This is a genomic window from Pseudomonas saliphila (genome assembly GCF_008638345.1).
Lineage (GTDB): Bacteria > Pseudomonadota > Gammaproteobacteria > Pseudomonadales > Pseudomonadaceae > Halopseudomonas > Halopseudomonas saliphila.
Window position 1 is genome coordinate 125,658 of record NZ_VTVA01000010.1, and the last position, 19,299, is coordinate 144,956.

Below are 19,299 nucleotides of genomic sequence, written 5' to 3' on the forward strand. Positions count from 1 at the left end.
GGACCTCTTAAAAGAACATGCCGGTTTCGAGCTGAGCTTCCTCGCTCATCATGTCGCGGCTCCACGGCGGATCGAAAACCAGGTCTACCTGAACCGTTTCGACGTTGGGCACCCGTTGCACGCGGTACTCCACATCGCCGACCAATACCGGCCCCATGCCGCAGCCAGGCGCGGTCAGGGTCATTTCAATGTCGACTCGCTTGGCCTGTTGATCAACCTTGACCGAGTACACCAGCCCCAGATTGACCAGATCAACCGGAATTTCCGGATCGTAAATAGTGCCCAGTGCTTCCCACACCTGATCCTCACGGATCAGATCATCTTGCGGTTCCGGAAAACTCAGCAACTCGGGCTCCAGGCCCAGGTTTGCCGCATCGGTGCCGTCGACCCGAACCATTTGCCCCTGATACGTCACCGTATAGTTGCCGCCCAGCGCCTGGGTAATGGTGACAAAGGTGTCTTTAGGGATGACCAGCGGAGTGCCATCCGGTACACGACGCGCAGGACAATCCGCCTGCGCAACTACCATGCGTCTTTCCATCTCAACTCACACTGAAGCTTTCGCCGCAACCACACTGGTCTTTGACGTTAGGGTTAATGAACTTGATCTGTTTGTTGATGCCTTCCTTGACCAGGTCAATCTCGGAGCCGCTCAGAATCGGCAGGCTATCGCGGGAGAGCAGCAGCTTGACGTCATCAGCCAGTTGATACTGGATATCGTCCTCACTGCCCTGCTCGACCAGATCAATGACATACATAAAGCCGGTACAGCCGCTCTTCTTGATGCTGACACGTACGGCCTTGCCTTGCTGCCCAAGCAGTTGTCGACGGAAATGCTCGAGTGCCGCGGGCGTGACGGTAACGACCTGGCTACCCGGATCGAAGGACTCTACGCTCATGCGAACTCCTTATCAGACAAGAAACTGTCTGGCTTTGGCCAATGCTTCAAACAATCGGTCCACATCGGCCATGGTGTTATAAAAGGCAAAACTGGCGCGGACGGTGCCCGGAATACCGAGCTGATCCATGATCGGTTGAGCACAATGATTGCCGGTGCGCACCGCTACGCCCTGCTGATCAAGCAGCATCCCCACATCCTGCGGATGCGTGCCCTCCAGCAGAAAACTCAGCACGCTGGTCTTCGATTCTGAGGTGCCGATCAGCCGTACGCCAGGTGTTTCCCGTGCGCGCTTCTCCGCATAGGCGAGCAATGCCTGCTCATGCGCCTGCGCGCCCCGACGATCCAGCCCCTGGAGATAATCAATCGCAGCGCCAAATCCGATCACACCGGCGATATGCGGCGTACCGGCCTCAAACTTGTAAGGCAGCTGGTTGTAGGTAGTGCCGGCAAAGCTGACCGTCTCGATCATCTCACCACCGCCCTGATAGGGTGGCATAGCATTCAGCAGATCCAGTTTGCCGTACAGCACACCAAGCCCGGTCGGGCCAAACAGCTTGTGTGATGAAAACACATAAAAGTCGCAATCCAGCGCCTGCATGTCGACATCGAAATGACTGATGGCCTGGGCGCCGTCTATCAAGCACAGCGCGCCGCTGGCGTGAGCCATACCTATGATCTGCTCGACCGGATTGATGGTGCCCAGCGCGTTTGATACATGACCGCAGGCCACCATCTTTACGCGCTCATCGAGCATTGATGCCAGGGCGTCCAGATCCAGAGTACCGGTGTCGTCGACTGGAATAGCCTCAACCGTGGCGCCCACCTCCAGCGCAATCATCTGCCAGGGCACGATATTGGAGTGATGCTCCATCGCCGAGACCAGTATTCGATCGCCCTGTTTCAGGTTGGTCCGGCCCCAGCTGGAGGCAACCAGATTGATGCCTTCAGACGTGCCCCGCGTCCAGATCACCTGCCGCGCTTCAGCCGCGTTGATATAGGCCGCCACTTTCACCCGGGCGGCCTCGAACTTTTCAGTCGCCCGATCTGCCAGCTGGTGCGCCCCGCGGTGTACGTTGCTGTTGTCGGTGCGGTAGTAGTCAACGATCGCCTGAATCACCGCTTCGGGCTTCTGCGTCGTCGCGGCGTTGTCCAGATACACCAGCGGATGACCATTCACTTCCTGGCTCAGGATCGGAAAATCCTGACGCACTTTCTCCGCATCAAAAGCAGGTGTTGTGAGCACGCTCAGATCATTCATAGTCCAACTGTCCCAGCAGTTCGCTGCCCTGACCAAACAGCGTAGTCAGACGTGGTCGTAGATAATCCTGAATCGCCTGCTCCGGCACCTGGGTCAACAGCTCGTTGATGAAGCCAAAACTGAGCATGCTGATCGCTTCGGCGCGCTCGATGCCACGGCTTTGCAGGTAGAACAGCGATGTTTCATTAAGCTGACTGATGGTCGCGCCGTGGGCACAACGCACGTCATCGGCATAGATCTCAAGCTCAGGCTTGGTATAGATCTCGGCAGTTGGCGACGTCAGCAGGTTCTTGTTACTGAGTTCGGCCAGGGTCTTCTGCGCCTGCGGATGGATATGAATCCGGCCGTTGAATACCGCCTTGGCCGAGTCACCAATGATTCCGCGAAAGACTTCATTGGTGGTGCAATGAGGTACGCAATGCTCGACGTTGGTGTGGTAGTCAATCAGCTGCCGATTGCGCGGAAGATACACGCCGTGCAGCTCAAGATGTGCACCTTCACCCCGGTGATTGACCTGGTAATCGATGCGCTTGAGCCGGCTGCCCTGAGCCAGGGTGAAACCGTGGAAACGTGCGTTACGGTGCAGGTTCACATGCACGCCACCCATGTGCAGCAGGTCTTCCTGCTCAAGGTTGATGCGGTAATGCTGCACCTGGGCATTCTCGCCAACAATTACCTCGGTCAGACTGTTAACGAAACCGTTCTGCTTGCTGTCCGCGGATACGTAGTGCTCGATCAGTTCAGCCTGGCTGCCCTCTCCCAGTACCATGAGCACACGCTGGTTACTGACCGCGGGCTCGGCTTCTGGCGTGGACACGTTCAACAGATAGACAGGCTTGTTCAGTGCCTGGTTACGCGGCACCTGAATCAGGATACCGTCCGCTGCCCAGGCATTGCTCAGCGCGGCGAACAGGTGCCGCTCGGCATCAACCACGGTGCCCAGCTTCTGCTCGATCACTTCACGCTGCGCAGCATCTGCGTCGGCAAAGCGCACTATCTCAACCGGTAGCTCGCTGGATAGCTCAACCATGAACTGACCGTTGACGAATACCAGTTGCGTGGCATCGATATCGATCTGTTCGATGTCCCGCTGCCATTCGACAGCCGTCGGCGCGGCCCAGCGCGACGGCAGATCGTGCGCCAGAGGTTGCAGCGGGGTGTTTTTCCATAATTCGGTCTTGCGGGTCGGCCACTTGGCTGAAGACCAGCTCAGTGCCCCGCGCTCACGCAGACTCTGCAACCAGTCGGGGCTCCGTTGAGACTCCGCCAGTTGCAATGCCACATTCTGAAAATCGCTCATTAAGCCACCTCACCTTCCAGCCAGCCATAGCCCTTGGCTTCAAGTTCCAGCGCCAGGCTCTTGTCTCCGGACTTCACAATCCGGCCGCCCGCCAACACATGGACGTAGTCCGGCACGATATAGTCCAGCAGGCGCTGATAGTGGGTTACCACTATGAAACTGCGATGACCGTCGCGCATGCTGTTGACGCCGTCGGCGACAACCTGCAGGGCGTCGATGTCCAGACCGGAGTCGGTCTCATCGAGAATGCACAGCTCCGGCTCAAGCAGCATCATCTGCATGATCTCGTTACGCTTCTTCTCGCCGCCGGAAAATCCCTCGTTCACGCCACGCTTAAGGAAATTGGCCTCAAGGTCAACGCGTTTACTGGTCGCACGCGCCAGTTTCATGAAGTCCACCGAGCTCAGCGGCTCCTGACCTGCGTGCTTGCGCTTGGCATCCACCGACGCCTTGAGGAATTCCATGTTGCTCACGCCCGGGATCTCGACCGGATACTGGAACGCCAGGAACAGCCCCTCACGGGCACGTTCTTCGGTACCCATTTCCAGCAGATCACGTCCCTTGAAGGTGATTTTGCCAGCAGTGGCTTCATAACCGGGGCGGCCGGAGAGAATATTGCCCAGGGTGCTCTTACCCGAACCGTTCGGTCCCATGATGGCGTGAACCTCACCGGGCCGGATCTCGATATCCAATCCCTTGAGGATCTCATTCTCTTCAACTTTAGCGTGCAACCCTTTGACTGATAACATATTTTGGCCTGATAACTGTGTGAATTAGTATGGCAGTGCAGCGTCCAACGGATCGGGTTAACCCACCGACCCCTCAAGGCTCACTTCCAGCAACTTGCCCGCTTCTACGGCAAACTCCATCGGCAATTCCTTGAACACTTCGCGGCAGAACCCGTTAACGATCATCGAGATGGCTTTTTCGGCATCGAGGCCTCGCTGCTGGCACAGGAACATCTGATCATCGCTGACCTTGGAGGTAGTCGCCTCGTGTTCCACTACCGCGGAGGGATTCTTGCTTTCGATATAGGGGAAGGTATGTGCACCACAGCGGTCGCCGATAAGCAGCGAGTCACACTGGGTGAAATTCCTCGCACCCTCGGCACCGGGGTTCATGCGCACCAGGCCGCGATACGCGCTGTTGCTTCGGCCAGCAGATATACCTTTGGCGATGATGGTTGAGCGGGTGTTTTTGCCCAGGTGGATCATCTTGGTGCCGGTATCAGCCTGCTGAAAGTTGTTGGTGAGCGCCACTGAATAGAACTCGCCGACGCTGTTGTCACCCTTGAGGATGCAGCTCGGGTACTTCCAGGTGATGGCTGAGCCGGTTTCAACCTGGGTCCAGGAAATCTTGGCATTCGCGTGGCACAGGCCGCGTTTGGTCACGAAGTTGTAGATACCGCCCTTGCCTTCGGCGTCGCCTGGATACCAGTTCTGCACGGTCGAGTATTTGATCGTCGCGCCGTCCATCGCCACGAGCTCGACGACCGCAGCGTGCAGCTGGTTCTCGTCGCGCATGGGGGCAGTGCAGCCCTCCAGGTAGCTCACGTGGGAACCTTCATCGGCAATGATCAAGGTGCGCTCGAACTGCCCGGTGTTCATCTCGTTGATACGGAAGTACGTCGACAGCTCCATCGGGCAACGTACACCCTTGGGGATATAGACGAACGAGCCGTCGGAGAACACGGCGGAATTCAATGCAGCGTAATAGTTGTCTTTCTGCGGGACGACGCTGCCCAGATACTTCTGAATCAGCTCAGGGCAACGATGTACCGCTTCGCTGATCGGGCAGAAGATAACGCCCGCTTCTTCCAGCTTCGCACGGAAGGTAGTGACAACCGAGACCGAGTCAAATACCGCATCGACCGCAACGCCGGCAAGCATCTCCTGCTCATGCAGGGGAATGCCCAGCTTCTCGTAGGTAGCAATAAGCTCAGGGTCGACTTCGGACAGGCTTTTGGGTTTGTCAGCCATGCTCTTGGGCGAAGAGAAGTAGGATATCGACTGAAAGTCGATTTCCGGATAATGCACGTGAGCCCAGGTGGGCTCTTCCATTTCCTGCCAGGCGCGAAACGCTTTCAGACGCCACTCAAGCAACCACTCAGGCTCTCCCTTCTTGGCGGAAATGAACCGCACAGTATCTTCGTTGAGCCCTGGCGGCAAAGTGTCGGACTCAATGGCAGAGTGAAACCCGGCCGCGTAGTCCTTCTTGATCAGGTTTTCGACTTGCTGAGACACGGTATCACCTCAATTCCGCAACAAGTGCCACACGGCACCTTGCTGCCAATTCGTTTCAGGCTTCACAACGCCATGAGACGCTGCACTCTTCGATCGGCTGTCGGGCCGCTAGATAATTCGTTCCAGGGCCTGCTCAGCAACATGTGAGCGGCCCTGGTCCTGACGCAAACGTACCCGCTGAATATCTTCGCGGGAAACCAGCTCAGCCAGGGTTATGTCATTCAGAAAATCACGCAGGCGATTGCTAAGGTCGGTCCAGAGGTGATGCGTCAGACATATCTCACCATCCTGGCAGTCACCCTTGCCCAGGCAGCGCGTGGCATCCATCGAGTCGTTAACCGCCTCAACGATCTGGGCTACGCTGATCTTGTCTGGACCACCTGCGAGACGGTAACCGCCCCCCGGACCTCTGACGCTTTCAACCAGCCGGCAGCGTCGCAGTTTAGCGAACAGCTGCTCGAGATAAGAAATGGAAACGCCCTGGCGCATCGAGATATCGGCCAGGGTTATCGGTCCCTGATTCGCGTGCAAAGCCAGGTCAAGCATGGCTGTCACTGCATAGCGGCCTTTCGTTGTCAGACGCATTCTTGCTCCTGGAAGGAGATTCAACTTAGGCAAAACTATGCAATATCCAAGTGTTTTAGTCAAGTATTATGCCGGCGCGCGATCCAGAGAAGCCGGGTAGTATAAAGCGATCACGCAGCACGTGAAACCGAACACATTGGCAGGGATAAGCAACAGTGATCTGGCGCAAAAGCGGTGATACAAAAGCACAGACAGTGCTATCGTTGGACTATTATTCAGCCCTAACTCAAGGAGCCAGCATTTCATGAGCCACCATAAACAGTTCTATATCAACGGTCAGTGGGTCGAACCACAGGGCACCGGTACCGCCGATGTCATCAATCCGGCCACCGAAGAAGTAGTCGCGACCATCGCCCTGGGCAATCATGAGGATGTCGACCTGGCGGTAGCTGCAGCGCGAAAGGCGTTTGAAACCTATTCGCAAACTACCCGCGAAGAGCGCATAGCGCTGCTTGAGCGAGTCATTGCCGTTTTCCAGAAGCGTATGCCGGAAGTCGCTGAAGCCATTTCTCTGGAAATGGGCGCTCCTGCCAAGCTGTCCAATCAGGCTCAGGCGCCATCCGGTCTGGCGCACTTCGCTACAGCCCTTGAAGTGTTGAAGGAATTCGAATTCGAGGAAGAAATCGGAACGACCCTGGTGGTCAAGGAACCGATTGGCGTCTGCGGGTTGATTACACCCTGGAATTGGCCGATCAACCAGCTCACCTGCAAGATCGCGCCGGCGCTGGCGACCGGTTGCACCATGGTACTCAAGCCGTCCGAAGTGGCGCCACTGTCTGCCCTGCTGCTGGCCGAAATCCTCGATGAAGCAGGCGTGCCGCCTGGCGTGTTCAACCTGGTCAATGGCGACGGCCCAACCGTGGGCGCTGCAATGTCCGCGCATTGGGGTATCGACATGATGTCCTTCACCGGGTCAACCGGCGCCGGGCGTCAGGTCATGAAAAGCGGTGCGGACACCATCAAGCGCGTTGCCCTGGAACTCGGCGGCAAGTCCGCGAACATCCTGCTCGATGACGTCAATTTCGAGAAAATGGTCGCCCATGGCGTCATGTCCTGCATGAACAACAGCGGACAATCCTGTAACGCACCGACGCGCATGCTGGTGCCCAATAGTCGCATGGATGAAGTGACCGCAATTGCCCAGGCCGTTGCTGCCAAGGTCAAGCCGGGCGATCCCAAAGCCGAGGACACCGTGATCGGGCCCGTGTCCTCCAAGAACCAGTGGAACAAGATCCAGGATCTGATTGCCGCAGGCATTGAAGAAGGCGCCAAGCTGATCGTCGGCGGAACGGGTCGTCCTGACGGGCTGGATAAAGGTTTTTACGTCAAACCAACGATCTTCAGCCATGTCACCAATGACATGACCATTGCCCGCGAAGAGATCTTCGGTCCGGTACTGACGATCATCGGCTATGAAGATGAAGACGAAGCCGTGCGTATCGCCAACGACACCAACTACGGCCTGTCCGGTTATGTGTCGGCAGGCGATCCGGATCGCGCACGTCGCGTCGCCCGTCGGATCCGTACCGGCATGGTCCACCTCAATGGTGCACCGCTGGATAACAAAGCGCCCTTCGGTGGCTACAAGGAGTCCGGTAACGGTCGCGAATGGGGTCATTACGGTTTCGAGGACTTCCTCGAGGTGAAGTCGATCTTCGGCTACAACGCAAAAGCGAAGTGATCCGACGATAGAACAGATAAAAGGGCTGGCGCGTATGCGCCGGCCCTTTTATTTACGCTCAACGATCCCAGCTTTACCTCAACCCAGTGATTTCACCGCCTCTATCATCTGCACCAATACCTTCTGCGCATCGCCGTAGACCATCGAGGTATTGTCCGCGTAGAACAGCTCGTTCTCCACGCCGGAATACCCCTTGCCCTGCCCCCGTTTGACCACGTAAGCCTGCTGGGCGTAATCCACATTGAGGATGGGCATCCCGTAAATCGGGCTGGACTTTCGCGTGCGCGCGGCCGGGTTCACCACGTCGTTGGCGCCCAGCACAATGGCGACATCGGTTTGCGCGAACTCTTCGTTAATTTCCTCCAGATCATAGATGATGTCGTACGGCACGCCCGCCTCGGCCAGCAGTACGTTCATATGACCGGGCATGCGTCCGGCTACCGGGTGAATGGCAAATCTGACGTCCACGCCCTGCTTCTGCAATAGCTTCACAAACTCGTAGAGCTTGTGCTGTGCCTGGGCGACGGCCAAGCCGTAGCCCGGCACGATGATTACCTTGCTCGCGTAGTACATTGCGATGGCTGCATCCGATGCATCAGTGGCCTTCATGGTGCCTTCTATGTCACCCGCGTCGCCGCTATCGTCGCCGCCAAACTGACTGAAAATGACATTGGATACAGGACGGTTCATCGCCTTGGCCATCATCAATGTCAGCAGCGTGCCGGCCGAACCGACGACGGTGCCAGCAATAATCATGGCCGGGTTCTGCAACACGAACCCTTCAAAGGCCACGGCCAGACCGGTAAAGGCGTTGTAAAGGGAGATCACCACGGGCATATCGGCGCCGCCGATCGGAGTAGTGAGCATGACGCCCAGCACCAGCGCGGCGATGAAGAACACCGAAATCAACAACATCGATACGCCGCCATCCAGCCCCGCGCCAACGACCGCGGCGCCTAAGCCCAGCGTAACGAAAAACAGCACTGCATTGATGATCTGCTGCGCTGGCAAACGGATAGTGCTCTGCATACGCCCGTCGAGCTTGGCCCATGCTACGAGTGAACCAGACAAAGCCACTGCACCGATGAGACCACCGATGACTGCCAACATCGAGACTACGACGCCATGGGCCTGCGCATTGCCGGAGTAGAGCTCCAATGCCGCAATGGCCGCAGCGGCACCGCCGCCCATACCGTTATAGAGCGCAACCATTTGCGGCATATCAGTCATCGCGACCTTCTTGCCGCTGTACCACGCCCAGCCAAGGCCCAGACCTAAGGCAATCACTACTAGAAGCAGATTGGTAGACAGGTGCGGCTGCGCACGCTCGCTCACATCCAGTCCGTACAGGAACGCAGCCAGCACAGCCAGAACCATGCCAACGCCCGCGATCAGTATTCCCGAGCGCGCGGTTACCGGGCTGGCCATTCGCTTGAGGCCATAGATGAACAGCAGCGCCGTGATAAAATAAACGGCTTCAATAATCATCCCACTCATTGTTATTGTTCCTTACCTGAGGCGTCTTTCTGGCGCTTGTCGCTGGGCTTGAACATCTCGAGCATGCGCTCCGTTACGACATACCCACCTGCTGCGTTGCCCGCCCCCAGTAGGACCCCAAAAAAGCCAATAGCCTGCTCCAGCGGTGTGGCTGCGTTCAACAGTGCCCACATTGCGCCCACGACCACGATGCCGTGGATAAAGTTGGAGCCGGACATCAGCGGTGTATGCAGGATCGAAGGCACGCGTCCGATGATCTCGTACCCGGTAAAGGCGGCCAGCATGAAGATATACAGGGCGACAAAGCCGGTGATGGTGGTGGTTGCGTCCATGATTAAACCTCTGGCGTTTCAACGGCCTTGCGTGCGGCCTCGTTGCGTATTTCCCCGGCGTGGGTCAGTACTGCCCCGGCCAGAATCTCGTCTTCCCAATCAATAATCAGCTCACCATCCTTGACCATCAGACCAACCAGGTTTAGCAGGTTGCGCGCGTACAGCTCAGAAGCATGCTCGGCCAGACGGCTGGGAACGTTCATGGGTGCGACAATGGTGACTGGGCCTACTTCCACGGTTTCGCCAGGCACTGTCAGCGGGGTGTTGCCGCCACCTTCTGCAGCCAGGTCGATAATCACCGAGCCGGGCTTCATGCCCATGATCTGGGCTTCGCTGATGATTTTCGGACTGGGTCGACCGGGGATAGCGGCCGTGGTAATCACTGCGTCGGCCTGTTGAATGTGGCGGGTAATGACCTGTTCGACCTGGGCTTTTTCGTCATCGGTCAGTTCACGAGCGTAACCACCCTGCCCGCTGGCGGACACGCCGGTATCGACAAACTTGCCACCGACCGATTCGACCTGTTCCTTCACTTCCGAGCGCACGTCATAACCCTCGATCATGGCACCCAGTCGCTTGGCCGTAGCCAGCGCCTGCAAACCCGCCACGCCAGCACCCATCACCAGCACCTTGGCCGGCCGCAAGGATCCGACTGCCGTGGTCATCATCGGCAGGATTCGATTCAGGTTGGTGGCTGCCAGCAATCCGGCGGCATAGCCCGACAGAGCGGCCTGGGACGACAGTGCATCCATCGCCTGGGCTCGTGTGATGCGCGGCACCAGCTCCATGGCGAAACAGGTGATGTGTCGGTCCCGCAGCGCTCTGACAATTTCAGGTTCGCGGTGAGCGTAGATGAAACAGCACAGCACCGTGCCCGGTGCCATCTGCTCGATATCCGCAAGTTCGGAAGGCTGAACACGGAAAACCAGGTTGGCGGTGCTGGCTGCGCTGACTATCTGGACACCCTCTGCGGCGTACAGCGCGTCAGGAATGCGGGCAGCCAGGCCTGCACCGGATTGCAAAAAACATTCAACGCCCAATTTCGCTAACTTGTTGGCTACCGAGGGCACCAGGGCAACACGCTTTTCGTTCGCGCGCCTTTCGCCTGGAACAAACAGACTGACCGGCATGAGGTTTCCTTCTGGATTGTTGATTTTATTGATATTGAAAGCCGGCGAAGAGGATACCCCAGCCTATCCCTGTTTTTATAACGGATTTGACGTGCAGAAACACACGGCGCCCCTGCATTTATGACCACAACAAAATCAGCCGTTAAGCAGAACAAGCCAGACAGGCAGCGTCACGGCGGCTAGAACGGTTGAGAGAAAGATTACCGAGCTAATAATTCGGCTATCGGCTTCGCCCATGACAAAGGCTAGTACATTGACACCAGTCGGACAGGCTGCCATCACCACTAGCACAGTTCTGGCGTCTGCACCCAGCCCCGGCATCAATAATCCAGCGGCAAGTACCAGTGCAGGGAATACCAACAGCTTTACCAGCGTTAGCCCTAGCGTTTCCCAACTGATGTGCAGCCGATAATGCGACAGGCTCAAACCGAGCACCAGCAATGCGCACGGCAGCGCGGCCGCCGCTAGCCACTCCACCATGCGCCACAGCGGAGCGGGCACCGTCAGCCCCGTCAGATTGAGCGCCGCCCCGAGCAAAAGACCGATGATCAGCGGATTGGCCAGGCTTTTCAGCAGCGCACGCTTATCGATACGGCCGCCCCCCGCTCCGCTCCAGAAGGCGTTATAGAGACTCTGCAAGGTGAAAAGTACAAGGCTGTGAAAGATCAGAATGGCGAACAGATAGACCAGCTTGTCCGGCCCGAGCAGAATGCTGATTAGCGGGACGCCAACCAGTACATTGTTCGAGTAACTGGCCGCCAGCCCCATCGAGCTGGGCTGGCCCAATCTGCGGTGCATCAGCCAGTTCACGCCGGAAAACACCAGCAAAGCCGGCACGAAATACACCAGCAGAAGCAGCGGCGACAACCCTTCGTTCAGGTCGGCGCGAGCCAGGCCGGAGAACAACAGCACCGGCATGAACAGCCGGAAGGTAATCGCCGCCAGCGCGCCGCCGGCCTCGCTGGGTAACCAGTGGCGTTTACCAAGCAGATAGCCCAGCAGGATTAACCCGAAGATAGGTACGAGGGCATTCACAACGACCAAGCTGACACTCCTGCGCGCTGGGGCAGCGCGCAATCTGCGCCGCAAAGCGCTGAGTTTACCAGCGCTCGTAGCGTCAGCGAATCAGTGCGGACGCAAAGGTTGGCGCGTACTGATCAAGCAGGTTTCTGTTGTCATGCTGCCAGGGGTGAAAGTCAGCTCGATAATAGTCGCGGTATACGCCCAGAAGCTTGCGGAAAAAGCCGTTGCGTCCCCATAGCCAGCGCATGCCACGCCACATCATGCTCAGGTCAGTCAGTTTTCCATCAGTGCGCAGCATGTGCCACATCCCACGGGTCACGTCCTTGAGGAAAAAGAACGTCGCCTGGCGCATTGCCCGCCGCAGGATTTTGCGATCGCCACACACCTGCATGTATACATCGAACGCAACGGCCTTGTGTTCGGTCTCCTCGAGCGCATGCCAGCGCCACAGGGTCTGCATGGGATCAATTGCACCCTCCAGCCAGTCCGGTTCGCGCAGAAGCAAATCCGCCATGATCGCCGTGAAGTGTTCCATCGCCACCGTCCCGGCCAACTGGCGCTCGGGCGAGAAGTTTTTCTGAACGAAACGAATACGCTTCTTTACCGTGTTTTCGAGCGCATCGATGTCATAGCCGAGATCACGCAGGCGCTGGTTGTAAACGATGTGCTCGCGGCTGTGGTGCCCCTCCTGGCCAATGAATCCGCGGATCTGCTGCTGCAAATCCGTATCACTGATTCGATCGCGGAACAGCTTCACTGAGTCGATAAAGTACCGTTCGCCGTCAGGGAACAACACAGACATGGCGTTAAAAAAATGGGTTTTGAACGGGTCGTTGCTGTGCCAGTGGCGTGGCAACGGATCAGGCAGAGCCATATCCAGCCGCCTCGGGCGGATCTGCAGCTGTTGCGGTGTTTTTGTTGTAGTACTCATGCGCATCCCTCTCCTGTATGGCCTCTGCGGGCCTGAGCAACATACTACCCCCTTCTGACTATTGGATAGAAATGTCCAGAGCCGTACTGGCATGTTGAAGCGCAGCAACTAGAGTGAGGAGTGATTTTCTTTCCCTACCGGACACGCCATGACAGCCATCATCGACTTTCTCAACACTATCTTCTGGGGTTATGTACTCATTTACGGCCTGCTGGCGGTGGGTGTGTTCTTCACCATTCGACTGGGGTTCCTGCAGTTCCTGCACTTTGGCGAAATGATCAAGGCCATCAAGGGCTCCAGAGAGAGCGACGCCTCCGGTATCTCGCCCTTTCAGGCGCTCTGTACCAGCCTTGCTTCGCGAGTGGGCACCGGCAATCTCGCAGGGGTGGCGGTGGCACTCTACCTGGGCGGCGCCGGCGCGATCTTCTGGATGTGGATGGTTGCCCTGGTGGGCATGGCTACCGGTTACGCCGAAAGTACCCTGGCGCAGCTCTACAAGGTACGAGATGACCATGGGCAATACCGCGGCGGCCCGGCTTTTTATATAGCCAAAGGACTGAAGGCGCCGTGGGCGGGGGCGGTTTTTTCGATCGCGCTGATCATTTCCTTCGGTCTGGTGTTCAACGCAGTGCAGGCCAACTCCATAGCTGATGCCATGGAGGGCGCCTTCGGCATTCCCAAGCTCTGGTCTGGCCTGGCCCTCGCTGTACTGGCCGGCGTGGTCATTTTCGGCGGCCTGCGCGCGATTGCCCGTTTTGCCGAACTGGTGGTGCCGTTCATGGCGGGCGCTTATGTATTGATGGCCCTGGTCGTGCTGATCATGAATTTTTCCGAAGTGCCCGGTGTCATCATGACCATCATACGCAGCGCGTTCGGCCTTGAAGAAGCCGCTGGCGGCGTCGCCGGCTCGGTGACGGCGGCGATGCTCAATGGTATCAAGCGCGGTTTGTTTTCCAACGAGGCAGGCATGGGCTCAGCACCAAACGTGGCCGCCACGGCCACGCCTGCTCCGCATCATCCCTCGTCACAGGGTCTGGTACAGGCTATGGGTGTGTTCATCGATACCATCGTGATCTGTACCGCTACGGCCATCATGATTCTGCTGTCCGGGGTAATGGAGCCAGGTTCGGGCGTTACCGGCACGCAGCTGACACAGCAGGCGCTGGAAGCGCATATCGGCGTGGCTGGCACCTATTTCATCGCCATCGCCATCCTGTTCTTCGCCTTTACCTCGATTGTCGCCAACTATTCCTATGCGGAAAACGCGATGATTTATCTCGGGGTTGGCAATACGCTGGGCATGACGGTATTGCGTCTGGCAACACTGAGCATGGTGGTATGGGGCGCGTATGAAGCCGTTGCCACCGTATTTAACGCGGCGGACGCGTCGATGGGGCTGATGGCGACCATCAATCTGATTGCTATTGTGCTGCTATCGGGAACGGTGGCCAAACTGACCAAGGACTATCTGGCGCAGCGCAAGGCAGGTGTGGTGCCAACGTTTAGGGCCGCCGATTACCCGGAACTGAAGAAGAAGATAAACAACAATATCTGGCGTTGAGTTCACTGCGGCAGGCGCCGGAATTCCTCCAGCGCCTGCCCTGATGAACGATGTTAGCCGCGCAACCGCCAGGTGGTCCCGCCCTTCCCGTCCTCCAGCACAACGCCCATCTCGGTCAGTTGATCGCGAATACGATCGGACTCTGCCCAGTTCTTGTCTGCGCGCGCCTGTAAGCGTGCATCGATCAATGCCTGGACGGCTTCGGCATCGATCTGATTGGACGCGCCGGCTTGCAGAAACTCATCGGCATCCAGTTGCAGGACACCCAGCGTCGAGGCCAGCTCGCGCACTTTGGCACCCAGCGCGGCGGCGGCCTGCAGGTCGGTATCCTTCAGGCGATTCACCTCGCGCACCATGTCAAACAACACGGCGCAGGCTTCGGGTGCATTGAAGTCATCATCCATGGACGCCGCAAAACGTTCGGCATATTCCGCCGCTTCGGCCGGCGCTGCATCAGGCAGTCCCTTGAGCGCACGGTAGAATCGCTCCAGCGCGCCTTTGGCTTCCTTGAGATTATCCTCCGAATAGTTGATCGCGCTGCGGTAATGACTGGAGACCAGCAGATAGCGCACCACCTCCGGATGATACTTTTCCAGCACTTCGCGGATGGTGAAGAAGTTGCCCAGGGATTTGGACATCTTTTCACCGTCAACGCGTACCGCCCCGGCATGCATCCAGGTTGCCGCGTAGGGTTTGCCGGTGGCTGCCTCGCTTTGCGCAATCTCGTTCTCGTGATGGGGAAACACCAGGTCCGGTCCGCCGCCATGAATATCGAAGCTTTCGCCAAGGCAGCAGGTGGACATCACCGAGCATTCGATATGCCAGCCTGGCCGACCATCGCCCCAGGGGGACGCCCAACTCGGCTCGCCGGGCTTGACCGCCTTCCACAACACGAAATCCAGCGGATCGTCCTTGGCCTCATCTACCTCAATGCGTGCACCGATCTTCAGGTCCTCGAGACGCCGACGCGATAACTTGCCGTAGCCTTCGAATTTGCCCACCCGGTAATACACGTCGCCGTTACCCGGTGCGTAGGCGTAACCCTTGTCGATCAAGGTCTGGATCATCTCGTGCATACCAGCAATGTGATCGCTGGCGCGCGGCTCCTGATCCGGCCGCAGCACATTAAGACGGGTTTCATCCTCGTGCATGGCCGCGATCATGCGGCCGGTCAGCGCCTGAAAGGTTTCACCGTTCTCGTTGGCACGACGAATGATCTTGTCGTCGATATCGGTGATATTGCGCACGTAGGTCAGGTCATACCCGCGGTAACGCAACCAGCGGGAAATCACATCGAAGGCGACCATCACCCGGGCATGGCCGATATGACAGTAGTCATAGACCGTCATCCCACAGACATACATTCTTACCTGATTAACTTCGAGCGGCTTGAAGGTTTCCTTGGTCTTGCTCAGGGTGTTGTAGATAGTCAGCGCCATGCCTTATTGCCCCCAGGAATCACGCAGCGTAACGGTACGGTTGAATACTGGCCGGTCTGCAGTCGAATCCACGCTGTCGAGGCAGAAATAGCCCTCGCGCTCGAACTGGAAACGATCCTCCGGAGTCGCGTCTACCAGCGACGGCTCGGCGCGGCAGCCCTGCAAGGTGATCAGCGAATCGGGGTTGATGTTCTCCAGGAAGCCGACGCCCTCCTCGCCCTTGTCCGGGTTCGAGGTTTTGAACAAGCGGTCATACAGCCGCACTTCGCATTCAATGCTTTCTGCAGCCGGTACCCAGTGGATCACGCCCTTGACCTTGCGGCCCTCGGGATTCTTGCCCAGCGTCTCCGGATCGTAGGAGCACAGCAGCTCGACGATATTGCCGTCGGCATCGGTAACCGCCTCGTCAGCGCGGATCACGTAGCTGCCACGCAGGCGCACTTCCCCACCCGGCACCAGACGCTTGTAGCCCTTTGGCGGATCAACCATGTAGTCGTCCTGGTCGATATAGATCTCGCGGCTGAACGGCAAGGTGCGCGTGCCGATATCCTGCTTGGGATGGCGCGGCAGCGACAGCTGCTGGACCTCGCCTTCGGGATAGTTGGTGATGGTCACTTTCAGCGGACGCAACACGCACATCGCACGCGGCGCATGGGCATCCAGGTCGTCGCGGATACAGAATTCCAGCACGCCCATATCCACTACACCGTCGGAACGGGTCACGCCGATACGTTCGCAGAATTCCCGAATCGACGCCGGCGTGTAGCCACGGCGGCGAAAGGCGCTGAGGGTCGACATGCGTGGATCGTCCCAACCCTGTACATGGCCTTCATCAACCAACTGCTTGAGCTTGCGCTTGCTGGTGACCGTGTAATTCAGGTTAAGCCGCGCAAACTCGTACTGACGCGGTATGGCCGGTACCGGCAGGTTATCCAGGCACCACTCATACAGCGGACGGTGGTCTTCAAATTCCAGCGTACAAATCGAATGGGTAACGCCCTCAAGCGCATCCGACTGACCGTGGGTGAAGTCATAGCTCGGATACACGCACCATTTGTCACCGGTCTGATGGTGATGCGCATGGCGGATGCGATACAGGATAGGATCGCGCATATTCATGTTGGGTGATGCCATATCAATCTTCGCGCGCAGTGCCTTGCTGCCATCGGGGAACTCGCCGGCAGTCATGCGCGCAAACAGATCGAGATTTTCATCGACGCTGCGATCGCGGAACGGGCTGTTCCTGCCCGGCTCGGTCAGGTTGCCGCGGTATTCACGGGCCTGCTCGGGGGACAGGTCGCAGACATAGGAGTTGCCCGTTTTGATCAGCTCGATGGCCCAGGCGTGCAACTGGTCGAAATAGTCGGAAGCGTAATGAATATCGCCGGCCCACTTGAATCCTAGCCACTCGACATCACGCTTGATGGCGTCAATGTATTCCTGCTCTTCCTTCGCCGGATTGGTGTCGTCGAAGCGCAGATTGCACTCACCACCAAACTCCTGGGCCAAGCCGAAGTTAAGGCAGATCGACTTGGCATGGCCAATATGCAGATATCCATTGGGCTCGGGTGGAAAACGGGTCACGATTTTCTGGTGCTTGCCGCTTTCCAGGTCAGCTTTGACGATCTGCCGCAGGAAATGTGCTGGCGTGGTGGATTCCGGTTTGTTCATAGGGATTCGCAGGACTCGTTACAGGCAACGCCCGGGGGCATCGCGGATTTTGGCTAGGCCGTATTGGCCAAAACGCTTATCATACCGGAAAGTGACAGGCGCCTGAATCAGGGAACTCCCAAGCACGTCTGTCTCACCGGATTATTAGTCTCAACTCGCTCCGAGGATTGTCTTGATGGTCAAATTGCATACGAATTTTGGTGTTATCACCCTGGAACTCTTCGCCGATAAGGCGCCGGAAACTGTTGAAAATTTCAAGCAATACGTTCGCGACGGCCACTACGACAACACCATTTTCCACCGCGTCATTCCTAATTTCATGATTCAGGGCGGCGGTTTCGAACCCGGCATGAAGCAGAAGGACACCCGCGATCCGATCAAGAACGAAGCCGATAATGGCGTCAGCAACAAGGCAGGCACCGTCGCCATGGCCCGCACCATGGAGCCGCATTCCGCCAGCGCCCAGTTCTTTATCAACGTTAACGACAACGATTTCCTGAACCACAGCGCCCCGACAGTACAGGGCTGGGGTTACACCGTGTTCGGTCAGGTTACCGAAGGCATGGATGTCGTCGAGAAAATCAAAGCGGTGTCCACTACCATGCGTGCGGGTCACCAGGATGTGCCCGCTGATGATGTGATCATCGAGCGCGCCGAGCTGGTCGAGTAACGCGCCCGGATGCGCCATCTGTTCATATCAGATCTGCATCTGCAAGTGGAACGCCCGGATATCACCCGGGCGTTTTTGCATTGTCTTCAACAACGAGCCAGCCAGGTCGATGCGCTCTATATTCTTGGCGACTTCTTCGAAGTATGGCTCGGCGACGACGATCCAAACCCCCTCGCCCGTGAGGTTGCGTCGGCCCTGGCCGCCGTTGCAGCCAAAGGCGTGAAGATTTATCTCATGCATGGCAATCGGGACTTTCTGCTCGGCAAGCGGTTCTGCCAGGAAGCGCGCTGCGCCTTGCTGACAGATCCCACCGTGATCACGCTGAACGGAGAGCCTGTCCTGTTGATGCACGGCGACAGCCTGTGTATCGATGATCTGGGCTACATGCGTCTACGCCGCCTGCTGCGCAACCCACTGAGCTTGTTCATCCTGCGTAATCTCTCGCTGAACACCCGACACAAGATCGGCAGGAAATTGCGCTCGGAAAGCAGCGAACAGACCCGCTACAAGGCCTCTGATATAACTGACGTCAATCCAGACAAGGTTGTTGAGGTCATGCGCGAACACAAAGTCCGCACGCTGATCCACGGCCACACCCACCGCCCTGCGGTGCACGATATGGAAATCGACGGCCAGGCCGCCAAGCGCATAGTGCTGGGGGATTGGGACAAGAACGGCTGGGCATTGGAAGTGGATGAGGATGGTTATCGGTTGGAGAGGTTTGCGCTGTGATTGCTGGCCCGCCCTGGGAACCGTCGAGCAGCACCGACCGCGACCGGGGATCGATGGGCTTTTGAGTGAGCCTGAGAGCGAGCTGGTGTCCCAGGAGCCCCGCCATCTCAGTCCCCAGATATAGATTTCCTGCATTGTCGACCTGAGATGACTAACCCGAACTAAGACTCGCACTTCCCCGTGGGAGGCGCGATCGGAGCGCCGAACCGCTCGCGGCGATGCTGGCCGCCAGGCCAGCTTGGGGTGCAGTCCGAACCAAACCCCGGGCGTCCTGCGGACGCGATCGCGGCGGGTCGCCCCTCCCACAGAAAGATTTGCTGCATATCTTATCGGTGACTTTATGGC

The 19,299-nt window shown here is 57.7% G+C and carries 18 protein-coding genes; 4 read left to right on the top strand and 14 right to left on the bottom strand.

What is annotated here, in order from left to right; translation table 11 throughout:
• Nucleotides 1–7: 7 nt before the first annotated feature.
• The 7 genes from sufT to iscR all read right to left on the bottom strand — a co-directional run bounded on the left by sufT (nt 8) and on the right by iscR (nt 6,287).
• A complete protein-coding gene (gene sufT / locus FHK95_RS12600; protein WP_150304979.1) occupies nt 8–529 on the bottom strand; it encodes a putative Fe-S cluster assembly protein SufT in 522 nt (173 codons plus the stop codon).
• 13 nt (nt 530–542) lie between these two features.
• The gene (locus FHK95_RS12605) at nt 543–899 is read right to left on the bottom strand and encodes a HesB/IscA family protein (protein WP_150304980.1); all 357 of its coding nucleotides are present in this window, start codon (nt 897–899) and stop codon (nt 543–545) included.
• A 12-nt stretch (nt 900–911) separates the two neighbouring features.
• A complete protein-coding gene (locus tag FHK95_RS12610; protein WP_150304981.1) occupies nt 912–2,159 on the bottom strand; it encodes an aminotransferase class V-fold PLP-dependent enzyme in 1,248 nt (415 codons plus the stop codon).
• A complete protein-coding gene (gene sufD / locus FHK95_RS12615) occupies nt 2,152–3,459 on the bottom strand; it encodes a Fe-S cluster assembly protein SufD (protein WP_150304982.1) in 1,308 nt (435 codons plus the stop codon). Before sufD ends, FHK95_RS12610 begins: the two co-directional genes overlap by 8 nt.
• Nucleotides 3,459–4,208 carry a Fe-S cluster assembly ATPase SufC gene (gene sufC, locus FHK95_RS12620; RefSeq protein WP_150304983.1) on the bottom strand — a complete coding sequence of 250 codons (750 nt, stop codon included), beginning with the start codon at nt 4,206–4,208 and terminating at the stop codon, nt 3,459–3,461. The genes sufD and sufC overlap by 1 nt, the downstream gene beginning before the upstream one ends.
• A 57-nt stretch (nt 4,209–4,265) precedes the next feature.
• Nucleotides 4,266–5,702, bottom strand: coding sequence for a Fe-S cluster assembly protein SufB (sufB, locus tag FHK95_RS12625; protein ID WP_150304984.1), 1,437 nt, complete (start codon nt 5,700–5,702; stop codon nt 4,266–4,268).
• 108 nt (nt 5,703–5,810) lie between these two features.
• A complete protein-coding gene (gene iscR / locus FHK95_RS12630) occupies nt 5,811–6,287 on the bottom strand; it encodes a Fe-S cluster assembly transcriptional regulator IscR (RefSeq protein ID WP_150304985.1) in 477 nt (158 codons plus the stop codon).
• A gap of 244 nt (nt 6,288–6,531) precedes the next feature.
• Here iscR and FHK95_RS12635 point away from each other — a divergent pair, with 244 nt between their 5' ends.
• Nucleotides 6,532–7,968: an aldehyde dehydrogenase family protein gene (locus tag FHK95_RS12635; protein ID WP_150304986.1), complete on the top strand. Its 1,437-nt coding sequence runs from the start codon at nt 6,532–6,534 to the stop codon at nt 7,966–7,968.
• 78 nt (nt 7,969–8,046) lie between these two features.
• Here FHK95_RS12635 and FHK95_RS12640 read toward each other — a convergent pair whose 3' ends face one another.
• From FHK95_RS12640 to FHK95_RS12660, 5 genes are all read right to left on the bottom strand, one after another.
• Entirely contained in the window at nt 8,047–9,465 is a 1,419-nt protein-coding gene (locus FHK95_RS12640) for an NAD(P)(+) transhydrogenase (Re/Si-specific) subunit beta (RefSeq protein ID WP_206668576.1), read from the bottom strand.
• Nucleotides 9,466–9,467: 2 nt separating this feature from the next.
• Nucleotides 9,468–9,797 (bottom strand): NAD(P) transhydrogenase subunit alpha, encoded by a 330-nt coding sequence (locus FHK95_RS12645; protein ID WP_150304987.1) that lies wholly within the window; start codon nt 9,795–9,797, stop codon nt 9,468–9,470.
• 2 nt (nt 9,798–9,799) lie between these two features.
• The gene (locus FHK95_RS12650) at nt 9,800–10,927 is read right to left on the bottom strand and encodes an NAD(P) transhydrogenase subunit alpha (RefSeq protein ID WP_150304988.1); all 1,128 of its coding nucleotides are present in this window, start codon (nt 10,925–10,927) and stop codon (nt 9,800–9,802) included.
• A gap of 135 nt (nt 10,928–11,062) precedes the next feature.
• The gene (locus FHK95_RS12655; RefSeq protein ID WP_150304989.1) at nt 11,063–11,971 is read right to left on the bottom strand and encodes an AEC family transporter; all 909 of its coding nucleotides are present in this window, start codon (nt 11,969–11,971) and stop codon (nt 11,063–11,065) included.
• Nucleotides 11,972–12,044: 73 nt separating this feature from the next.
• Entirely contained in the window at nt 12,045–12,881 is an 837-nt protein-coding gene (locus FHK95_RS12660) for a metal-dependent hydrolase (RefSeq protein WP_150304990.1), read from the bottom strand.
• A 148-nt stretch (nt 12,882–13,029) separates the two neighbouring features.
• Here FHK95_RS12660 and FHK95_RS12665 point away from each other — a divergent pair, with 148 nt between their 5' ends.
• Nucleotides 13,030–14,442 carry an alanine/glycine:cation symporter family protein gene (locus FHK95_RS12665; protein ID WP_150304991.1) on the top strand — a complete coding sequence of 471 codons (1,413 nt, stop codon included), beginning with the start codon at nt 13,030–13,032 and terminating at the stop codon, nt 14,440–14,442.
• 53 nt (nt 14,443–14,495) lie between these two features.
• Here FHK95_RS12665 and cysS read toward each other — a convergent pair whose 3' ends face one another.
• Both cysS and FHK95_RS12675 read right to left on the bottom strand, forming a co-directional pair.
• A complete protein-coding gene (gene cysS / locus FHK95_RS12670) occupies nt 14,496–15,881 on the bottom strand; it encodes a cysteine--tRNA ligase (RefSeq protein WP_150304992.1) in 1,386 nt (461 codons plus the stop codon).
• A 3-nt stretch (nt 15,882–15,884) separates the two neighbouring features.
• Nucleotides 15,885–17,552: a glutamine--tRNA ligase/YqeY domain fusion protein gene (locus tag FHK95_RS12675; protein WP_150304993.1), complete on the bottom strand. Its 1,668-nt coding sequence runs from the start codon at nt 17,550–17,552 to the stop codon at nt 15,885–15,887.
• 175 nt (nt 17,553–17,727) lie between these two features.
• Between FHK95_RS12675 and FHK95_RS12680 the strand changes: the two genes are divergently transcribed.
• Both FHK95_RS12680 and FHK95_RS12685 read left to right on the top strand, forming a co-directional pair.
• Nucleotides 17,728–18,222 carry a peptidylprolyl isomerase gene (locus tag FHK95_RS12680; RefSeq protein ID WP_150304994.1) on the top strand — a complete coding sequence of 165 codons (495 nt, stop codon included), beginning with the start codon at nt 17,728–17,730 and terminating at the stop codon, nt 18,220–18,222.
• 9 nt (nt 18,223–18,231) lie between these two features.
• A complete protein-coding gene (locus tag FHK95_RS12685) occupies nt 18,232–18,954 on the top strand; it encodes a UDP-2,3-diacylglucosamine diphosphatase (RefSeq protein WP_150304995.1) in 723 nt (240 codons plus the stop codon).
• Nucleotides 18,955–19,299: the final 345 nt, after the last annotated feature.